Genomic DNA, 19173 nt, shown 5'->3' on the forward strand with positions numbered 1-19173 from the left:
CACCATCATGGCCAACACCGAGACCGCCCTGAAGGACGTCATGAGTTCGATCGACGGCGCCATCGGCGTCGCCCTGGTCGACTACAACAGCGGTATGGCGCTGGGCACTTTGGGCGGCAGCGCCGAACTCGACCTGAACGTGGCCGCCGCGGGCAACACCGACGTGGTCCGTGCCAAGGTCCGGGCGATCGAGCTGCTCAACCTGAAGGAGGCGATCGAGGACATCCTGATCTCACTGAACACCCAGTACCACCTGATCCGCCCGCTCACCGGGCGCTCGGGCAAGGGTCTCTTCCTCTACCTCGCCCTGGACCGCAGCCGGGCCAACCTCGCCATGGCCCGGCACCAACTCAAGCGGATCGAAGCCGAGTTGGAGGTCTGACCCCGGCTCTCCGGCCGCAGGCTCCCCCTGCGGCCGGAGCCGTCAGGCCAGGACCGCCGGCCTCAGGGCAGTCGCCACCTGACTTCGCCGTCCTGCCACTCGTCGGTGGCCACCAGCCCGGCCGCGGCCGCGACGGCCGCCGACGCCAGGTGCTCCGGATGGACGTGGGCGATCACCGTACCCACCGACCGCTCCCCTAGCCAGCCGACCAGCGCCCGGGCCGACTCGACGGCGAGGCCACGCCCCTGCCAGGGCGTCCCGAGCACCCAGGCGATCTCTGCGGCGCTCCCCCGTTCCCCGGCCACGACGGTCGCCTGGACCGTACCGACCAGGCACCCCTGATCCTCCAGCCGGAGCACCCAGTTGAGCCAGCCGACCGCCGGATCGGGCGACCCCGCCGTCATCCGCCGGTAGCGCGCACGCAGGTCCTCGGTGCCGAGCGGCTCACCGCCGATGAAGCTGTGCAGGCCCGGGTCGGACAGCACCTCGGCCATCTCCTCGGCGTGCTCCACCTGGAGCGGAAGCAGCGTCAGCCTGTCGGTCCGGACGGGCTCGGCGGTGATCACACGTTCTCCAGTTCATCGGGTGCCAGCAGCGTACGCCGCACCCGGAGCCGCACCGCGGGCATGCCGTCCGGATCAGGACTCCGGGGCTGAACTGCCCTGTTCGATCTGCTGGATGAGGCGCTTGAGCTGGGTGACCTCGTCCTGGAGGGCGCGGCCGCCGGCGGGGGTGAGGGAGAGCCAGGTGCGGGCGCGCTTCCCCTCGTAGCCCTTCTCGACCTGGATCAGCCCGGCCTTCTCCAGGACGGCCAGGTGCTGGCTGAGGTTTCCGGCGGTGAGGCCGAGGGCCGTGCGCAGGAAGCCGAACTCGACCCGGCGCGCCTGGTGGGCGACGGTGAGGATGCCGAGGCGGACGCGCTGGTGGACCACGTCGTCCAGTCCGTTGACGGGGTGCTGCTCGGGTTCGGTGGTCATGAGACGTCGCGCCGGTCGCGCAGCTCGGCCAGGCGGAAGCCGAGGGCGCCGAGCAGCAGGAGCAGTCCGGGTACGCCGAACCGGGGCAGGGCGGACCAGGGTGAGGTGGCGGAGATTCCCGCCCAGCCGGTGGTGAGCGGCACCAGTTCGATGGCCAGGTACACCACGGTGAGCAGCAGCAGGGCGCGGCTGCGTTCCACCCAGGACAGCACCAGCAGCGGCAGCCCCACTGCGGTGGCGTTCCCGGCGAGCCGTTCGAGGAACTGCGTCGCCCCGGAGGTGGGATCGAGCCGCAGACCGAGGAGATCGACCGGGTCGCCGGGCCGAACCAGACCGTGCCGGAAGCTCCAGAACGCGGTGGCGGTCACCAGGCCGACCAGGGCGATCCCGGTGAGGACGTACGGCCGGACCGGGGTGCCGACTCCGCGGTTACGGGTGCGGCGGATGTAGAAGAACGCCGTCGCGGCGTAGGCGAGGGCGAGTCCGATCGGCCAGTAGACCGGCGAGCCCTGCCTGTACAGGGTGCAGCCACCGCCGGTCGCGGCGTCACCGGCCGGGCAGGGAACGGTCAGGACCTCGAAGGTGAAGCGGCTGACCAGGATTCCGCCCAGCGTGAGCGCGCCCAGCAGCAGGAGGGGGAACCAGGTACCGCGCTGCGCGGCACGGACCCTGCGGGTCAGATCGCCGAGGCCGGCGAGGACTTCGTGAGGGGTGCCCTGCGACGGCACCGATGCGTCTGTCATGCAGTCAGCTTTGCATCACAAACTAGTTGTGGCAAGCAACTCACAGGAGAATGCTCCCCCGATCGGGGGAGGTCGCCGGTGAGCGGCCCGGCCATACTTGCGATCATGATCAAGGGAATCCGGCCGCTGCTGCGCGGCTCCACGTATTCGGGCGCGCTGTTCGCCTACTGCGGTGCGATGGCGAGCCTGCCACTGCTGCCGTTCGCCATGCTGCCGGCGCTGGTCTGGCCGACCGCTCCGTACGGAGTGCAGGCCGCGCTGTGCCTGCTGCTCTGGGCGGCGCTGATCGGTGTGCTCGGGCTGCCCCGCACCACCCGGCGGGTGCTGATCGCCTCGGGCCGTCGACTGCTCGGGGTGCCGTTGCCGCAGGCCCCCACCGGGCCGTCCGGTGCCGATCGTTGGCGGACGCCGCTCTGGCTGGTGCTGCACGTGGCACTGGGGTGGACGGGGGCGCTGGTGAGCGGCGTACTGCTGCTCGCGGGCCTGACCGTTCCGGCGGGCTGGACCGGCAGCGCGGCGCGGGTAACCCTGTTCGGCTGGTCGGCCTCGGTGACGGACGGCTGGAGCTGGGTGGTGGCGCTCTGCTGCGTGCTGCTGGCGCTGGTGGTCTGTGTGCTGGTGACGAACACTCTACGGTGGCTGGCGCCAAGGCTGTTGGGCCCTTCCTCGGCCGAGCGGCTCGCGCTGGCGGCGGAGCGGGAGCTGCAGCTGGCCGAACGCAACCGGCTGGCCCACGAGTTGCACGACTCGATCGGACACACGCTGACGGCGGCCACCATCCAGGCCGCGGTGGCGGGCGAGGTGCTCTCCGCCGACCCGGTGGCGGCGCGGGCCGCCCTGCGCAGCATCGAGGAGTCGACCCGGGCCGCGCTGGAGGACCTGGACTACGTGCTGGGCGTGCTGCGCGAGGAGGAGGCGGGCACGGCGCCGACCCGGACCCTGGCCGACCTGCCGGAGCTGTTGGACCGGTTGCGGCACGCGGGAGCGGTGGTGCAGCCCGAGCTGTCGGGCGAGTTGGCGCAGGTCCAGGGGACGCTCTCGCGGGCGGCGTACCGGATCCTGCAGGAGGGTCTGACGAACGCGTTGCGGCACGGGGCGGGCGGTCCGATCGAGGTCCGGGTGGCGGCCGCGTCGGACGGGCTGGAGCTCACCGTGGTCAACCGGACCGGCGCGGGGGCGGGCCCGGGTGCGTTCCCGACCTCCGGGCACGGCCTGCCCGGGCTGGCCGAGCGGGTGCGGCTGCTGAACGGTGAGCTGACGGCGGGTCCGGACGGGTCGCAGCACTGGCGACTGGCGGTCCGGCTCCCGGTGCGGCTGTCCGCATGACCGGCTCCGAGCCGGGCGGCGCCGTCCCGACCGGCGCCCCCGTCACGCTCCTGATCGCGGACGACGACGAGGTGACCCGCAGCGGTCTGCGCACGCTGCTCGCGGCGCAGCCGGGGATCACGGTGGTCGGCGAGGCCGCCGACGGTGTCGAGGCGCTCGAACAGGCCCGGCTGCTGCGGCCGGACGTGGTCCTGATGGACGTACGGATGCCGCGGCGCAACGGGATCGAGGCCACCCGGCAGTTACTGGCCGAGCCGGGAGAACCGCCGAAGGTCGTGATGATCACCACCTTCGAGAACGACGGCTACGTCACCGCCGCGCTCAGTGCGGGGGCCAGCGGGTTCGTGCTCAAGCGGCTGCCGGTCCGGCAGATCGCCGAGGCCGTGCGGGTGGCGGCGGCGGGCGAGGCGATCCTGTTCCCGGCGGCGCTGCGCCGGATGGTCTCCGCCCGTCCGTTGGGTTCCGCCGAGGCCCTGCCGAGAGCGGCGCTGACGGGGCGTGAGGAGGAGGTGCTGCGGCTGGTGGCCACCGGCCTGTCCAACCCGGAGATCGCGGAGTCGCTCACGGTGAGCCAGGAGACGGTCAAGACGCACGTCGGGAACGTACTGACCAAGCTCGGCGCGCAGAACCGGACCCATGCGGTGGTGATCGCGTACGAGTCCGGTCTGGTGGTGCCGGGGATCGCCGGCTGACCCGTCCCGGAGGTTGGGTAGTCTGGCCGTCCATGAGTGATCTTCATGCCCTGCCGTCCACCGGTCTCACCCTGACCGCCGGTCAGGCCGCCTGCTCCGCCCTGGACGTCGCCGCCAACATCGCCACCGCCGCCGAACTGGTCCGGCGGTCCGCCGACCAGGGGTCCGCACTGCTCGTGCTGCCGGAGCTCTTCCTGACCGGCTACGAACTCCAGGGCATCGTCGCCGACCCAGGCACCCACACCCTCGGTCCGGCCGACCCCCGGCTCGACCCGCTGGCCACCGCCTGTGCCGAGACCCGCACGGCCGTCGTGGTCGGCGCTCCGACCCGTCACCAGGACAGCGGTCAACTCCGCATCTCGGCCCTGGTGTTGGGCCGCGACGGACACTTCGTCACCCAGTATGACAAGCAGCACTCCACCCCCAACGAACGGGCCGCCGGCTTCAGCCCCGGCACCGAGGGCTGCACCCTCACCCTGGACGGCTGGCGCCTGGGCCTCGGCATCTGCTGGGACCTGGGCTTCCCCGAGCACGCCCGTGCCGCCGCCCTGGACGGCGCCCACGCCTACCTCCTCGGCGCGATGCTCGGCCGGGGCAGCGGCGCCCACCAGCGCACCACCGTCCTCCCGGCCCGCGCCCTCGACAACACCAGCTACACCCTGCTGGCCAACCACTGCGCCCCGAGCGGCCCGTACCACGGCTGCGGCGGCAGCGCGGTCTGGAACCCCGACGGCACCCTGCTCACCGAGGCAGGCCCCGACGGCCCCGCCCTCGCCACGGCCCACCTCTCCCCCACCGCCCTGGCCCGGGCCCGCGCGGACGACCCGGTCCTGACCGACCCCTCGCTCACCGCCCCGACTCTCCCCCGCAGGGCCGCCACCCTCGGTTGACGGGTGGTCAGGCGGGTTCGGTCCGGGTGGTGAGCAGCTCGCGGGCGCCGGCCCGTACGGCGGGCCAGTCGGTCGCGCACTCCCGCTCCAGGGCCCGCCGCAGCCAGGTGGCCCGCTCCCGCTGCTCGTGCCGGAGGTGCTCCAGGTCGAGCTCGACGCCGACCGGTGCTCCGGTGGTCTCCAGCGCGGTGACGCGCAGTTCCATCTCCGCCAGCAGCGACCGGTCGAACTCGTGCACGGCGGCGAGGAACGAGGCCGTCGGCATGGTGACCCGCCCGGTCATCGGAGCCGCGAACTCGATCTCGGCGCCGGGCCGGTACTGCCAGGTGACGGTGACGCTGTCGTGGTCGTCACCCGTCACCCGCCACCAGCGGATGTACGGCGCTTCCGACAGGTGACCCATCGGCAGCGCGTGGTCGGCGTGCCAGGAACCCGCCTCCTCGGCTTCCGGCGAGTTCTCCCGCGACGCCCGGCCGACGTCGCGGGAGACGAAGTCCAGCAGGTCCGCCGGCACCGGCTCCAGGGCCTCCGGCAGCACCTCGATCACGTCTTCCCAGAGCCTCACCACGTAGTAGTCGACGTACGGGTTCTGCTCGTCGTCGCCGGGCTCCTGCCGCGAATAACGCAGCAGTTCGTGGCCGTCCACGTCGATGCAGTACCAGCCGTCGGTCAGGGCGAACCAGTGCAGCGCGGGAGGCTCACTGCCCCACGGCCGGACGTCCTCCACTGGCGTCAGTTCGAACCGGAAGCGAATCACCGGCCAAGTCTGACAGCCTCAGGCGCAGTCGTACGTGAAGGATACGCCCGCCGTGTGGGAGTCCGGGGAGAGCACCTCCAGGGTGGCGGTGGCGTCCATCGAGCCCTCGCCGTGGAAGGACCAGCGGAGCACCAACTCGGTCGTGCGGTGGCCTCGGGTGATGTGCTGGGCGAGTTCGCCGGAGTCCGTTCCATCGCTGCGGCGCCAGCGGTAGCGGAGGTCGCCGCCACCGCCGTCGGTGGCCAGGGTGGCCCGGATCACCTGGGTGCCCTCACAGCCGAGTGGCGCCGGGTCGGTCTCCATCGCCACCGACTCGACCACCATGGGCCGGCCGTACTGCTGCCAGGCCCAGTAGCCGAGGGCAGCGAGCAGGGCGAGCAGCAGCGGGAGGACCAGCCACCGCTTCCACCGGCGCTTGCGCGGTGGCTCGGCGGTGCCGTGCCAGACGGCGGCGGCCWGCGGCGGGACGCCGGGGCCGAACCGGCGCAGGCCGTCCGGCTGGAACGGTCCGGCCGCGGCGGCCGGGGCCTCCGGCCGGGTGCGGTCGTCGGCAGCGGGCGCGGGCCAGACCTCGGGGTCGAGGAAGGTCGCGCTCTCGAAGCCGGTCGCCTCGGCCGGCAGCCGCAGGTGCACCGTGCTCCCGGCCGGCGGCGGGCCGAGCCGGACGGTGCCGGAGGACTCGTCCTGGTTCAGCCGGACCGTCAACTCCTCGTTCAGCGCCGCAGCCTGGGCCGCCGCCTCCGCCGGTTCGATCCGCAGCTGGACGGTCGCGTTCGGCCCGGCCACCGGGCCGCCGAGCCGGACGGTCTGCTCGGGAGCAGGAGCGGGAGCGGGAACAGCAGCGGGCGCGGGTTCGGCAGGCTTGGTCCGGCGCACCGGGCCGAGCGCCACCACGGGTACGGGTACGGGTGCGGGCTCCGCGTCCGCCGGCTTCCCGAGGCGCACGGTACGGTCCGGTTCGGACGCCGGTGGAGTGGTCATAGCTGTCCTGCTCTCAGCGGGGCGGGTTGCAAGTGGTGGTGTTCAGGCTGAAGGTCGAGCCCTGTCCCCTGCTGGCGGCCGGCGAACTGGCCAGCCGGACGCTCAGCGTCCAGGCGTTGCCGAAGGGCATCGAGTCGCTGAACTTGACGCTCCGTTGGCCCTGGGGCAGCGCGACCGTGTGGGTGACCGGCAGCTTGGACGCGCTGCTGGTCCAGGTCAGCGTCAGGGTCCCGGCGGCGGCCCCGTCGGTGCTGACCGTGCCCGAGACCGTCATGTACGAAGGCGTACAGCTCGCCGAGCCCGCGATGGCCAGCACCCGCAGCGGCGGTGCGGGCGGCGTCACGGTCGGCGTGGGCGGGGGTGTGCTGACGGTCGGCGTCGGAGTGGGGTTCGCCGACATGGTGGCGGACGGAGTCGGCGTCGGGGCCTTCGTGCTCGAACTCGGGCTCGGCGGTGCCGCCACGGTCGCCGAGGCGGACGCGCTCGGCGACTCGGAGGGCGAAGCCGAGGCAGCAGGGGAAGCGCTCGGCGACTCGGAACCCGAAGGCGAAGGCGAAGGTCCGGCCGCCGCCCCGAGCGTCGTGGTCGCCTTCGGCGCGGCCACCGTCGTGCTCCCGCCGAAGCCGGGCGCTCCCGCCACCGCGACCCCGGCCAGCGCCCCGGCCACCAGCACCACCCCGACGCCCGCGCTCACCAGCTTGGCCGGCCGCCCGAGCCGCCCCCGCCCGGCGGCCCCCCGACCCACCGTCGTGGTGGCGAACGAGGTACTGCCCACCGACGGCGCGCCGCCGTACGGCAGCAGCCCGGGCAGCAGGGCGACCAGCGCAGCGAGCCGGTGCCGCCCCCTGGTCTCCCAGTCCGATCCGTACGCGGCGCCCGCCACCGCCTCCAACTGCTCGATCAACAGGGCGGCGCCGTCCGGCCGCTGCTCCGGCGTCTTGGCCAGGCCGGCCAGGATCAGCGGACGCAGCGCCTCGGGCGCCTGCTCGGCCGGGATCTCCGCCTCGGTGTGCTGGACGGCCAGCTCGATCAGCGTGGTGCCGGAGTAGGGCTTGGCGCCGGTCAGGCACTCGAAGAAGGTGGCGGTCGCGGCGTAGACGTCGGTGGTGGGTGCGGCGGGCCGGCCGGCCCACTGCTCGGGGGCCATGTAGGCGGGGGTGCCGGCGATCGCGCCGGTGGTGCCGACCCGGACCGCGATGCCGAAGTCGACCAGCTTCGACGAGCCGTCCGTGGCGACCAGCACGTTGCCCGGCTTGTAGTCGCGGTGCACAACCCCGGCCCGGTGGGCGGCGACCAGGCCGAGCAGCGAGCCCTTGAGCACGGTGAGAGCGGCCTCCGGCCCGGTGGCACCCTCGGCCCGGAGCAGGTCGCGCAGCGAGATGCCGTCGATCAGCTCCATCACGATCGCGGCCCCGTACGGGCTCTCCACGTACTCGTAGAGCCGGGCGATGTACGGGGAGTGCAGGGCGGCGAGCAGTTCGGCCTCGGCCCGGAAGCCCTCGTGGTCGGCGGCAGCTCCCGACAGGTACTTGACCGCGACCGGCGTACCGGTGGCCCGGTGCTGGGCCAGCACCACGCGTCCGGCCGCGCCCGCACCGAGTTCGCGCCCGTGCTCGTAGTCCGGCAGCTCCCACCGCTGGTCCTGCGGTCCGGCCTTGGCTGTCGCGTCGTCCATCTGTTCCACCCCCGAGAGGTCGGTCCACACCGCATGTGGCCACCGAGAGTGACGCGGTCGAAGGCCGACAGGTTCCGGCCCGCGGGCGATGATAGGTCACAACTTGACTGCTCCGTGTACTCCTTACCGGATCGACCGGGCTCTCGCGCAGACGTACGAGGGATGGTTCGTGGTCACTGTCCGTCGCCCCGGACGGCCCCGTGCCCGAAAATCCCGTTGCCCGCGGTCCCCCTGCATACGATCATCCCGGGCATGGACCTTCCCCTGCAGGTGATCGAGCTGGACGACCTGACGCTGCGTCGCTTCGACGGCGAGGCGGACCTCCCGGAGCTGCTCCGGGTGATCGAGGAGTCGTTGGAGCACCTGCGGCCCTGGATGGCCTGGGTGGCCGAGCACAGTCCGGCCAAGACCGCCGAGTTCCTCGGCCGCCGCGCGGAGTGCTGGGCCGACGGGTCGGAGTACACCTACGCGATCGTGCTGGACGGGGCGATCGTCGGCATCTGCGGCCTTTTCCGACGCGATGACACTCCGGTCGACGGCCGCGAGATCGGTTACTGGCTGCACCCCGCCGCCACCGGCCGCGGTCTGGCCACCCGGACTGCCCGGGCGGTGACCGAACAGGCCTTCCGCCTTCCCGGGGTGGAATTCGTCGAGATCGTGCACGATGCGGCCAACGTCGCCAGTGGCGCGGTGCCGGCCAGGCTCGGCTACGCCGAACACCTCCGGCGCCCGGTCGAGCCCCTCGCCCCGGCCGAGACCGGCGAGGATCTGGTCTGGCGGCTGACACGTCGTCAGTATGCGACTCCGGCCGGGGCACACTGAGCAGCCATCCACAGGAGAAGGGGCATCCGCCGAGCGGGTGCCCTTCTTTGTTTTCCAATTGCACATAATCGCCCGACTGCCATTCTCTGCCCCTTTCGCCACGCCCTGACTGACCATCAGGGCAGAATTTCGCCGATTCCCGGGCCGCCGAGCCGAGTTGTCGCCCGGAAAGGCTTGACGCCGAAAGTTGGTCTAGTCCAATGTGAGGGAAGCGGCTCGTGTGGCGTCCATTCCCCACGGCCGGATTCCAACGCCCTCTCCCTCGACGGGAATCCGGGCCACGTCGACCACCCCACCTGGAGTGACTGCATGCCGACGCCCGACGACCGGTATCTGCACCGTGCCGCAACCGACCGCCCGTACTTCAGCGCGGACGGCGAGACGTACCTCGCCCGGACGGCGCTGCGGGAGATCCGGAAGACCCGGCCGCTGCGCGTCCTCTCCGAGGAGGACTACACCTTCTGGCAGACCTACGGCTACGTGATCGTCAAGCAGGCCGTCCCCGCCGAGGACGCCAGGCAACTGCTGGACTTCGCCTGGGAGTTCCAGGGCATGGACCCGGACCGCCCCGACACCTGGTACCCCGAGCGCCCCTACCGGGACGAGCTCGACCGGCACCTGCACGTCTACGGTTTCGTCGAGGCGTACCAGCACCGGCTGCAGTGGGCCATGCGGCAGAGCCCGCGGATCTACGACGCCTTCGTCGACGTCTGGGACAGCGAGGAGCTCTGGGTCACCCTGGACCGGCTCAACCTCAACCCGCCCAACACCGGTAACCGTTCGCGTTCACTGATCGAGGCCACCGAGAGCGGCTTCGACATCGAACTGCACTGGGACATCGACACCACCCAGGGCATCCTCCCGCAGCGCGTGCAGGGCATCATCGCCCTCAACGACACCCGGGCCGACCACGGTGGTTTCCAGTGCAACCCGGAGCTCTTCCGGCAGTTCAACCAGTGGCAGGCCGCCCAGCCCGCCGACCGCGACCCGATCCGGCCCGCCGTGGACCGCGCCGAACTCCCGGTGGTGCGACCCGAACTCCAGGCCGGTGACCTGCTGATCTGGAACGGCCTGCTGGCCCACGGCGTCGCCGCCAACACCTCCGCCGACGGCGTCCGGGCGGTCCAGTACCTCTCGATGATGCCCGCCCTGGAGGAGCACGAGGAGCTGCGCAGCTCCCGGATCAACTCCTGGCGCACCCTCAGCACCCCCGAGTGGAACTGGACCCTGGTCGGTGACGCCGTCCAGCCCGAGTCGGAGCGCTACGGCAGCCCCGAACTCGACGAGCTCGGCGAGAAGTTGCTCGGCCTCAGGTCCTGGCGCGGACAGGACGCCGAGAAGTGATCCCGAGCGCCGGACTGCGGACCGCGCTGGCCGCCGCCACCGGGGACCGGATCGTCTACGACCTGGCCGGGATCGGCGAGCGCTACGCCGCGCTGGTCGAGGAGTTGCCCGGGGTCGCGGTCAGGTTCGCCCTGAAAGCCTGCCCCGTGGACGAAGTGCTGTCCCAACTGGCCGGGCAGGGCGCCGGGTTCGATGCGGCCAGCCCCAACGAGATCACCCAGGCGCTGCGCACCGGCGTGCCGGCCGACCGGGTGCACTACGGAAACACCGTCAAGTCCGACCGGGGCATCGCCGAGGCGTACCGGCTCGGGATCAGGGACTTCGCCACCGACAGCCTGGAGGACGTCGCCGCGATCGCCGCGCACGCCCCCGGCGCCCGGGTGTTCTGCCGGCTGGCCACCAGCGGGGAGGGCGCACTCTGGGGGCTGAGCCGGAAGTTCGGCTGCTCGGCGGCCGACGCGGTGCTGGTGCTGACGGCCGCCCGGACGGCGGGGCTGACCCCGGCGGGCCTGTCGGTGCACGTCGGCTCGCAGCAGATGACCACCGAGGCCTGGCAGGACGCCTTCGAGCAGCTGGGCGAGGTGCTGGAGACGCTCGGCCGGCACGGCATCAGGCTCGACCACGTCAACCTCGGCGGCGGGCTGCCCGCGCTCGGCTACCAGGACCGGCACGGCAGGCCGCTCGACCCGCCGCTGGACAAGATGTTCGCGGTGATCCGGGAGGGCACCGAGCGGCTCAGGGAACTCGCGGGCGGCACCCTGGACTTCGTCATCGAGCCCGGCCGCCACCTGGTGGCCGACCAGGGCGCGATCCGGGCGCACGTGTACCGGCTGTCGTCCCGCCGGCAGCCGGGCGGCGAGCGGCAGCACTGGCTCTACCTGAGCTGCGGCAAGTTCAACGGCCTCTACGAGATGGACGAGTTGCAGTACCGGCTGGTCTTCCCGACCCACCCGGACGCGGAGTACGTCCCGGCCGTGGTGGCCGGTCCGACCTGCGACAGCGACGACGCCTACGACTCCGAGCACGCCCGGGTCCCGGTGCCCCGCGCGGTGGCCTCCGGCGACCCGGTCTGGATCCTCTCCAGCGGTGCCTACGCCACCAGTTACCTGACCCAGGGCTTCAACGGCTTCGACCCGCTGCCCTGCACCATGGTCAGCTGACCGCCCGTCAGGGCCCGAGCAGCTCCGCCAGGTCGTAGCCCACCGGCTCCTCCAGCTGCTCGTACGTGCAGGACTCCGGCTCCCGGTCCGGGCGCCAGCGCTTGAACTGGGTGGTGTGCCGGAACCGGGTGCCCTCCATGTGGTCGTAGCCGACCTCGCAGACCCGCTCCGGCCGCAGCGGCACCCAGCTCAGGTCCTTGCCGCCGGTCCACCGGCTCTGCCCGCCGGGCAGCCGGCCGGACGCCTGGGCCTCCTCGTCCTGCCAGGCCATCCACGGGTGCTCGGCCCCCTCCGGCAGCCGCAACTCCGCCAGCTCCTCGACCAGTTCGGCCCGCCGGGCCATGGTGAACGAGGCGCAGACACCGACGTGCTGGAGCTTCCCGGCACCGTCGTACAGGCCGAGCAGCAGCGAGCCGACCACCGGTCCGCTCTTGTGCTCCCGGTAGCCGGCCAGCACGCAGTCGGCGGTCCTGGTGTGCTTGATCTTGTACATCGCCCGGGCGCCCGGCTGGTACGGCTGGTCGAGCTGCTTGGCCACCAGCCCGTCCAGACCCGCGCCCTCGAACTGGCCGAACCAGCGCTCGGCCACTGCCAGGTCCGTGGTCGCCGGAGCCAGGTGGACCGGCGGCCGGGCCTCGGCCAGTGCGGCCACCAGCGCCTCCCGACGCTCACTCAGCGGCCGCTCCAGGTACGAGTCCCCGCCGAGGGCGAGCAGGTCGAAGGCGACGAACGAGGCGGGCGTGCGCTCGGCCAGGGTGCGGACCCGGGAGGCCGCCGGGTGGATGCGTTCCAACAGCTCCTCGAAGTGCAGCCGCCCGTCGTGGGCGATCACGATCTCGCCGTCGATCACGCACCGCTCCGGCAGCTCGGCCCGCACCGCCTCGACCACCTCGGGGAAGTACCGGGTCAGCACGGCTGTACCGATGGTCCCCGAGGCCGGTTCCCTCCCCTGCGNTCGCCGTCCCGGAACACGATCGCCCGGAAGCCGTCCCACTCGCCGTCCCGGAACACGATCGCCCGGAAGCCGTCCCACTTCGCCTCGTAGTGCAGGCCGGGCGGGATCTTCGTCACCGCCTTGGCCAGCATCGGCGAGACGGGCGGCAGCACGGGGAGGTCCATACCCCGATGGTGGCGGTCCGTCAGCCCGAACGCCCGTCAGGACGGGCGGCCCCGGCCCGGTCGGCCTAGCGTGAGGAGCATGGCGAGTGCGGCGATCGAGTTGGACGTGGACGGCCGGGCGGTGCGGCTGTCCAGCCCGGACAAGGTGTACTTCCCCGAGCACGGGTACACCAAGCGGGACGTGGCGGAGTACTACCTGGCGGTGGCCCCCGGCGCGCTGCGCGGGCTGCGCGACCGGCCGACCACGCTGCAAGCAGCGCTTCCCGGACGGGATCGAGGGCGAGTTCTTCTACCAGAAGCGCGCCCCGAAGAGCCTGCCGGACTGGCTGCCGACCGCCCGGATCGCCTTCCCCAGCGGCCGCAGCGCCGACGAGATCTGCCCGACCGAGGCGGCCGCCGTGCTCTGGGCGGTCAACCTGGGCTGCCTGACCTTCCACCCCTGGCCGGTCCGCCGCGCGGACACCGAGCACCCGGACGAGCTGCGGATCGACCTCGACCCGCAGCCGGGCACCGACTTCCACGACGCCGTCCGGGCCGCGCACGAGCTGCGCGCCGTCCTCGAGGAGCACGGCCTGCGCGGCTGGCCGAAGACCTCCGGTGGGCGCGGCCTGCACGTGTACGTGCCGATCGTGCCGGAGTGGACCTTCGCCGACTGCCGGCACGCGGTGATCGCGCTCGGGCGGGAGCTGGAGCGCCGGATGCCCGGCAAGGTGACCACCAACTGGTGGAAGGAGGAGCGCGGCGAGCGGATCTTCGTGGACTACAACCAGATGGCCAGGGACCGCACCATCGCCTCGCCCTACTCCGTCCGGCCGCGACCGGAGGCGACCGTCTCGGCGCCGCTGCGCTGGGAGGAGCTGGACGAGGTCGCCCCGCTCGACTTCACCATCCGCACCATGCCCGCCCGCTACGCCGAGCTGGGCGACCTGCACGCGGATCTGCCCGAGCACGCGTTCCGGCTCGACCCGCTGCTGGAGCTGGCGGAGCGTCAGGCCACCCGCCGGACCACCCCAAGGTCGAGGGCGAACCGCCGTACCCGCCGGACCACCCCAAGGTCGAGGGCGAACCGCCGCGGGTGCAGCCGAGCCGGGCCCGCAAGCACTGACGAATAATCACCACACCGGCGCTGACCGGCGGGGTACCGTCCTGCCATGACCATGATCTCTTCAGCCCAGCCGGTGACGCCGGACGACCTCGACCTGGCCGTCCGGCTCGCCGTCGACACCCTGCGCGAGGCGCCCGAGGCGGCCTGGGACCGCCCCGCCGGTTCGCTGGAGTGGACCTGCTGGGAGACCGCCGAGCACCTGGCGGACGACCTCTTCTCGTACGCCACCCAGATCGGCCCGCGCACCCCGTCGCTGGAGCGCGAGGTGCCGTTCAGCTGGGAACGCAAGCGGCCGGGCGGCCCCGCCAACGCGATCGGCGTCGACCGCGCGGCCGGGCCCGCCGGGCTGTGCCAGGTGCTGGAGGCCACCGGCGCGCTGCTGGTCGCGATGAGCCGCTGCACGCCGCCGCAGGTCCGCGCCCACCACGTCTTCGGCATCTCCGACCCCGAGGGCTTCACCGCCATGGGCATCGTGGAGATCCTGGCCCACACCCACGACCTGGCCGAGGGCCTCGGCCTGTCCTGGACCCCGCCCGCCGACCTCTGCGCCCGCGTGCTGGCCAGGCTCTTCCCCGACTCCCCCACCGACACCGACCCCTGGCCCACCCTGCTCTGGTCCACCGGCCGCGGCGAGCTCCCGGGCCGGCCCCGCCTCACCAAGTGGCGCTGGAACGGCGTACCGGCCGACGAGCGCTGACCCGGCCCCGGCTACCGCAGCATCGCCAGCCGGCTCGCGGTCCGGTCCAGGTCACGCAGCAGCGCGGAGTCGGCCGGGAGGCCGGACAGCGGGTCGGCACCGATCAGGAACAGGCGAACGTCCCGGTCGCAGCACACGTCCACCAGGTTGGCGAACCGCTGCCGTCCGTCGGCTGTACAGGCGGCCAGCGGCGGGACGCCGTCCAGCACCACGGTGCCGAAGCGTTCGGCCAGGGCCAGGTAGTCGGGCACCGAGGTCCGGTCCTCGCAGAGCTCCCGGAAGCCGAACCAGACCAGCTCCCCCCGGGCGGCCCGGGCCGGCAGGGTCCGCAGGTGTGCGGCGACCGCGACGGCTTCGCCGGGCTCCGGCGCGGCGAGTCCGGGCGGGAGCGTGCCGGCCGGCAGCCGGGCGCCCGAGGCGAACCGCCGTCCGCCCTCGGCCTGGTGGGGCAGGCGGCGGAAGTCCACCGGTCCGGAGACGTCCAGCACCTCCATCCGCTGCTCGATCAGCCGGATGGTCGGCTCGAACAGGTGGTGGTAGAGCGGGTCGGGCATCAGCCCGGCGGGCGGGTAGTTGGAGGTGGTGACCAGGGTGACCCGCCGCTCCAGCAGGGTGCGGAACAGGCGGGCGACCAGCATCGCGTCACCGGCGTCGTGGGCGTGGAACTCGTCGAAGACCAGTACCCGGCAGTCCCCGAGCAGTTCGGCCACCGCCCGGTCGACCGCGCTGGCGTGCACCGGACCGTCGGCCGGGCGGCCCACGCCGTCGTGCAGCCGCCGGAAGAAGTCGTGGAAGTGCAGTCGCCGCTTGCGGGTGGTCGGCAGGCCCTCGAAGAAGGTGTCCACCAGCCAGCTCTTGCCCCGCCCGACCGGCCCCCAGACGTACAGGCTGCCCGGCGGCCGCCGGTGGAACAGCCCACCGGCCCTGGCCAGTTCACCCGCCAGCCGGGACAGCCGGTCGACCGCCGGCTGCTGGGCCGGGTCGACGGTGAACCCGCGCTGCCCGGCGGCCGCCCGGAAGTGACGGCGCATCAACTCTTCGTGCTTCTCGCTCACGTTTTCGGACCCTAGCAGTGCCTAGGATCGGTCAGATGATCGCCTATGCGCTCGCCATCTTGCTGCTGGTGGTCTTCGGCCGGAACGTCCGCCGGGACCGCCGCCGGTTCAGTAACGCCGTGCTGCTCGGGCTCGCGGTGGCCTTCTTCGTGCTGGGTGTGCTCGGCGAGCTCGACCGGCTCCCGGGTGGGGTGCTGGACGCCGTCGAGGTGCTGACCCCGTTCGCCGCGGTGCCGGCCGCGGTGGCGGTGGCTGTCTGCCTGCTCGCCAACGGCGTGGTGATGGCCCGTCAGGAGGGCAGCGGGCGGGCGGCCAACCTGCTGTCGCTCGGCGCCGGTCTGGCTGTGCTCGGCGTGCTCGCCCTGCTCTTGACGGCGGCCCGGGTCGACTCGCGGCCGCTGCACGTGGTGGCGGGCGCGATCCTGCTGCCCGCCGGGTACCTGGCCTTCCTGCTGCTCTGCTTCCTCGGGTACTCCTGGCTGTACGGGCGGCTGCCGGTCCGCCGCGACGCGGACTTCGTGGTGGTGCTCGGCGCGGGGCTGGTGAACGGCACCGAGGTGCCGCCGCTGCTGGCCGCCCGGCTGGACCGAGCGTTCGACCTCTGCGTGGCGCAGGACGCCCGGGACCGTCCGCCGGTCCTGGTGGTCTCGGGCGGCAAGGGATCCGACGAGCAGTGCTCCGAGGCCGCCGCGATGGCCCGGTACCTGACGGGGCGTGGGCTCCCGGCCGACCGGATCCGGCTGGAGGACCGGTCCCGCAACACCGTCGAGAACATCGGGTTCAGCGCGGCCGTGATGTCGGCCGAGCGGGAGCAGTACCGCTGCGTGGTGGTGACCAACGACTTCCACGTCCTGCGCACCGCGCTGATCACCCGCCGGGCCGGCGTCCCGGGCCAGGTGACCGGCGCGCCGACGGCCGGCTACTACTGGCCGAGCGCCGTGCTGCGGGAGTTCGCCGCCGTGCTGGTCTCGTACCCCGTCATGAACGCCTGCGCGATCCTGCTGCTGGTGCTGCTCGGCGGCGCGGCCGGCTGGCGGGACTGACGCCGGGTCACCCGCGCGGGGCGGTGCGCCGGATCACCTCGACGGCGTACCCGATCTGGGCGTCCGTCAGGTCGCCGCGCGCGGTGAGCCGGAGCCGGGAGATGCCGTCGGGCACGGACGGCGGGCGGAAGCAGCCCACCGCGAGACCGGCGGTCCGGCAGTCGGCGGCCCAGGCCACGGCGGCCTCCGGGCCGGGGGCGCGGACCGAGACCACGGCCGCGTCCGGGGTGCTGGCCTCCAGTCCGGCGGCGGTGAGCTGCGCGGACAGCAGCCGGGCCACCTCGCGGGCCCGGTCGGCGCGCTGCGGTTCGGCCCGCAGCAGGCGCAGCGCCGCCAGCGCGGCTCCGGCGGCGGCCGGAGCCAGGCCGGTGTCGAAGATGAAGGTGCGGGCGGTCTCGGTCAGGTGCCTGATCACCCGTCGGGGGCCAACCACCGCGCCGCCCTGCGAGCCGAGCGACTTGGAGAGGGTGACGGTGGCGACCGTGTCGGGCGCCCCGGCCAGACCGGCGGCGGCCAGTGCGCCGCTGCCGCCGGGGCCGAGCACCCCGAGGCCGTGCGCGTCGTCGATCAGCAGCGCGGCACCGTGCGCGCGGGCGGCGGCGGAGAGCTCCCCGACCCGGGCGGCGTTGCCGTCCACCGAGAACACCGAGTCGCTGACCACCAGCGCCCGCCGGTGGGTCCGCGCGGCCAGCACCTCGGCGACGGCGGCCGGGTCGTCGTGCGGCGCCCGGTGCACCTCGCTGCGGGAGAGGCGGCAGCCGTCGATCAGCGAGGCGTGGTTGTAGGCGTCCGAGACGATCAGCGTGTCGGGGTCGGTCAGCGCGGTGAGCGCCGCCAGGTTCGCGGCGTAGCCGGAGGAGAAGACCAGCGCGGCCTCGGCCCCGCAGAAGTCGGCCAGCTCCAGTTCGAGTTCGGTGTGCAGCGCGGTGGTGCCGGTCACCAGCCGGGAGCCGGTGGCGCCGCCGCCCCAGCGCAGGGCGGCGTCGGCGGCGGCCCGGGTGACGGCCGGGTGGCGGACCAGGCCGAGGTAGTCGTTGCCGGCCAGGTCGAGCACCGGGTCCTCGGCGGGGCGGCTGCGCAGCGTCCGGGTCAGCCCGGCGGCGGCGCGCAGGTCGGCGGCCTGGTCCAGCCAGTCGAAGACGGCGGCGGGAGCCAGCGGCTCGGCGGTGACGGGGGCGGCGGAGTTGACCATGGCCGCACTCTGTCACCCGTCCCGCCCGCCGGGCAACGGGCCGTCCTCCTCACCGCTGCCCGGCGGACGGCTCTCACCTGCGGGTTCATCGCTTCCGGCGAGGCGTCGTGTGGCTCAGTTCACCCGGACCACGAGCTTGCCGAACCGGTGGCCGTGCTCGAGGTCGCTGTGGGCGGCCCTGATCTCGTCCATCGGGTAGACGTGGATCGGGCGGCGGTGATCTCGCCGGCCGCGATCCGGTCCAGGTAGCGCTGCAGCACCTCGGCCGGGAGGTCGCCGGCCTCGCCGCCGTAGGCGGACAGCCGGACGCCGCGCGGCAGGTAGCCGATCGGGTAGAAGTCCGGCACCGTCCACTGGTTGGAGAGCATCCCGGTGAAACAGACCGTGCCGTGCACCCGGGCCGCCGCCAGCGTGTCGGGCAGGGTCGGGGTGCCGACCAGTTCGAGCGCCGCGTCCACCCCGGCCGGGAAGATCTCCCGGACCTGGGCGGCCACCTTGCCGTCGTCCACCAACGGGTGGTCGACGCCGTGCTCGGCCAGCGCGCCGAGCCGGTCGGGGTCGCGGGTGGTGGAGAGCACGGTGGCGCCGAGGTCCTTGGCCAGGGTGGCGACGACCAGGCCGAGCGCCGAGGTGCCGCCCCGGATCAGCAGCGACTGACCCGGCCTCAGGTTCAGCCCGACGGTGATCGAGCCGTACGCGGTCTGCAGGGTCTCCGGGACGGCGCCGAGCACCTCCCAGGGCAGCTCGGACGCGAACGGGATGACCTGCTCGCGCGGCACCACCGTGTACTCCGCGTAGCCGCCGTCGAAGGTCCGGCCCATGCCGCCCATCATGGTCATCACCTGCTGCCCGGGGCGCAGCACGCCGTCCGGGTCCAGGTCCACCGTCCCGGTCGCCTCGATGCCGAGCACCCGGGGGAAGGTCACGCCCTCGGCCAGCCCGAGCCGGGTGTGCAGCTCGGAGCGGTTCAGCCCGAATGCCTCCACCTTGATCCGCACCCAGCCGGGCGTGGGCTCCGGCTTCGGCAGCCGGACCACCCGCAGCAGCTCCACCGGCCCCGGCGCCTCCAGCACTGCGGCCCGCATCGTGGTGTCCATCGCGATCTCCTCGGTCGTCCGGGTCCCTGTCGAGGGACAACTCTCCGACAGCCGGAACGTGTTCCGGGCAGGCCGCGCCGAACGGGTGGTTCCCGGCGGTTCGGCGCCCCGGTCCG

The 19173-nt window shown here is 73.2% G+C and carries 17 protein-coding genes and 3 pseudogenes; 10 read left to right on the top strand and 10 right to left on the bottom strand.

Features of this window, described 5'->3' with window-relative positions; genetic code table 11:
• Window positions 1–7 precede the first annotated feature (7 nt).
• Window positions 8–382, top strand: coding sequence for a hypothetical protein (locus ASC99_RS21775; protein WP_057234637.1), 375 nt, complete (start codon window positions 8–10; stop codon window positions 380–382).
• Window positions 383–444: 62 nt separating this feature from the next.
• On the opposite strand, the gene ASC99_RS21780 is transcribed toward ASC99_RS21775, so the two are convergent.
• From ASC99_RS21780 to ASC99_RS41955, 3 genes are all read right to left on the bottom strand, one after another.
• Window positions 445–948 (bottom strand): GNAT family N-acetyltransferase, encoded by a 504-nt coding sequence (locus tag ASC99_RS21780; protein WP_057234639.1) that lies wholly within the window; start codon window positions 946–948, stop codon window positions 445–447.
• A 72-nt stretch (window positions 949–1020) separates the two neighbouring features.
• A complete protein-coding gene (locus ASC99_RS21785; RefSeq protein WP_057234641.1) occupies window positions 1021–1359 on the bottom strand; it encodes a transcriptional regulator in 339 nt (112 codons plus the stop codon).
• Entirely contained in the window at window positions 1356–2102 is a 747-nt protein-coding gene (locus ASC99_RS41955; protein ID WP_063857148.1) for a hypothetical protein, read from the bottom strand. Before ASC99_RS41955 ends, ASC99_RS21785 begins: the two co-directional genes overlap by 4 nt.
• Before the next feature lie 105 nt (window positions 2103–2207).
• Between ASC99_RS41955 and ASC99_RS21795 the strand changes: the two genes are divergently transcribed.
• The 3 genes from ASC99_RS21795 to ASC99_RS21805 are packed head-to-tail and all read left to right on the top strand — an operon-like array spanning window position 2208 to window position 5010.
• Window positions 2208–3428, top strand: coding sequence for a sensor histidine kinase (locus ASC99_RS21795; protein ID WP_057234776.1), 1221 nt, complete (start codon window positions 2208–2210; stop codon window positions 3426–3428).
• Window positions 3425–4120 carry a response regulator transcription factor gene (locus ASC99_RS21800; protein ID WP_057234645.1) on the top strand — a complete coding sequence of 232 codons (696 nt, stop codon included), beginning with the start codon at window positions 3425–3427 and terminating at the stop codon, window positions 4118–4120. Before ASC99_RS21795 ends, ASC99_RS21800 begins: the two co-directional genes overlap by 4 nt.
• A 32-nt stretch (window positions 4121–4152) precedes the next feature.
• Window positions 4153–5010, top strand: coding sequence for a carbon-nitrogen hydrolase family protein (locus ASC99_RS21805; RefSeq protein WP_057234646.1), 858 nt, complete (start codon window positions 4153–4155; stop codon window positions 5008–5010).
• Between the two features lie 7 nt (window positions 5011–5017).
• Here ASC99_RS21805 and ASC99_RS21810 read toward each other — a convergent pair whose 3' ends face one another.
• Genes ASC99_RS21810 through ASC99_RS41960 form a run of 3 tightly spaced genes read right to left on the bottom strand, consistent with a single transcriptional unit; the run spans window position 5018 to window position 8423 of the window.
• Window positions 5018–5767 carry a DUF5984 family protein gene (locus ASC99_RS21810; RefSeq protein ID WP_057234648.1) on the bottom strand — a complete coding sequence of 250 codons (750 nt, stop codon included), beginning with the start codon at window positions 5765–5767 and terminating at the stop codon, window positions 5018–5020.
• Window positions 5768–5785: 18 nt separating this feature from the next.
• A complete protein-coding gene (locus tag ASC99_RS21815) occupies window positions 5786–6748 on the bottom strand; it encodes a hypothetical protein (protein ID WP_057234651.1) in 963 nt (320 codons plus the stop codon).
• Between the two features lie 13 nt (window positions 6749–6761).
• Complete coding sequence (locus ASC99_RS41960) at window positions 6762–8423, bottom strand: serine/threonine-protein kinase (protein WP_082598526.1); 1662 nt, start codon at window positions 8421–8423, stop codon at window positions 6762–6764.
• Window positions 8424–8675: 252 nt separating this feature from the next.
• Here ASC99_RS41960 and ASC99_RS21825 point away from each other — a divergent pair, with 252 nt between their 5' ends.
• From ASC99_RS21825 to ASC99_RS21835, 3 genes are all read left to right on the top strand, one after another.
• The gene (locus ASC99_RS21825; RefSeq protein WP_057234656.1) at window positions 8676–9245 is read left to right on the top strand and encodes a GNAT family N-acetyltransferase; all 570 of its coding nucleotides are present in this window, start codon (window positions 8676–8678) and stop codon (window positions 9243–9245) included.
• 309 nt (window positions 9246–9554) lie between these two features.
• A complete protein-coding gene (locus ASC99_RS21830; protein WP_057234658.1) occupies window positions 9555–10589 on the top strand; it encodes a phytanoyl-CoA dioxygenase family protein in 1035 nt (344 codons plus the stop codon).
• Entirely contained in the window at window positions 10586–11749 is a 1164-nt protein-coding gene (locus ASC99_RS21835) for an ornithine decarboxylase (RefSeq protein ID WP_057234660.1), read from the top strand. Before ASC99_RS21830 ends, ASC99_RS21835 begins: the two co-directional genes overlap by 4 nt.
• A gap of 7 nt (window positions 11750–11756) precedes the next feature.
• On the opposite strand, the pseudogene ASC99_RS21840 reads toward ASC99_RS21835, so the two are convergent.
• Window positions 11757–12703 (bottom strand): annotated as a pseudogene (locus ASC99_RS21840) (ATP-dependent DNA ligase); the annotation flags it as partial.
• A gap of 244 nt (window positions 12704–12947) precedes the next feature.
• On the opposite strand from ASC99_RS21840, the pseudogene ligD reads away from it, so the two are divergent.
• Window positions 12948–13973: pseudogene (gene ligD, locus ASC99_RS21845) on the top strand (non-homologous end-joining DNA ligase).
• A gap of 46 nt (window positions 13974–14019) precedes the next feature.
• Window positions 14020–14670, top strand: coding sequence for a maleylpyruvate isomerase N-terminal domain-containing protein (locus ASC99_RS21850; protein WP_157531670.1), 651 nt, complete (start codon window positions 14020–14022; stop codon window positions 14668–14670).
• An 11-nt stretch (window positions 14671–14681) separates the two neighbouring features.
• Here ASC99_RS21850 and zapE read toward each other — a convergent pair whose 3' ends face one another.
• A complete protein-coding gene (gene zapE / locus ASC99_RS21855) occupies window positions 14682–15725 on the bottom strand; it encodes a cell division protein ZapE (RefSeq protein WP_235502707.1) in 1044 nt (347 codons plus the stop codon).
• Between the two features lie 35 nt (window positions 15726–15760).
• Between zapE and ASC99_RS21860 the strand changes: the two genes are divergently transcribed.
• A complete protein-coding gene (locus tag ASC99_RS21860) occupies window positions 15761–16768 on the top strand; it encodes a YdcF family protein (protein WP_057234664.1) in 1008 nt (335 codons plus the stop codon).
• 7 nt (window positions 16769–16775) lie between these two features.
• Here ASC99_RS21860 and ASC99_RS21865 read toward each other — a convergent pair whose 3' ends face one another.
• Together ASC99_RS21865 and ASC99_RS21870 are read right to left on the bottom strand one after the other, a co-directional pair.
• Window positions 16776–17960: an 8-amino-7-oxononanoate synthase gene (locus tag ASC99_RS21865; protein ID WP_057234666.1), complete on the bottom strand. Its 1185-nt coding sequence runs from the start codon at window positions 17958–17960 to the stop codon at window positions 16776–16778.
• Between the two features lie 114 nt (window positions 17961–18074).
• A pseudogene (locus ASC99_RS21870) lies at window positions 18075–19045 on the bottom strand (zinc-binding alcohol dehydrogenase family protein).
• Window positions 19046–19173 lie beyond the last annotated feature (128 nt).

Origin of the sequence: Kitasatospora sp. Root107 (genome assembly GCF_001424875.1) — a bacterium.
Classification (GTDB): domain Bacteria; phylum Actinomycetota; class Actinomycetes; order Streptomycetales; family Streptomycetaceae; genus Kitasatospora.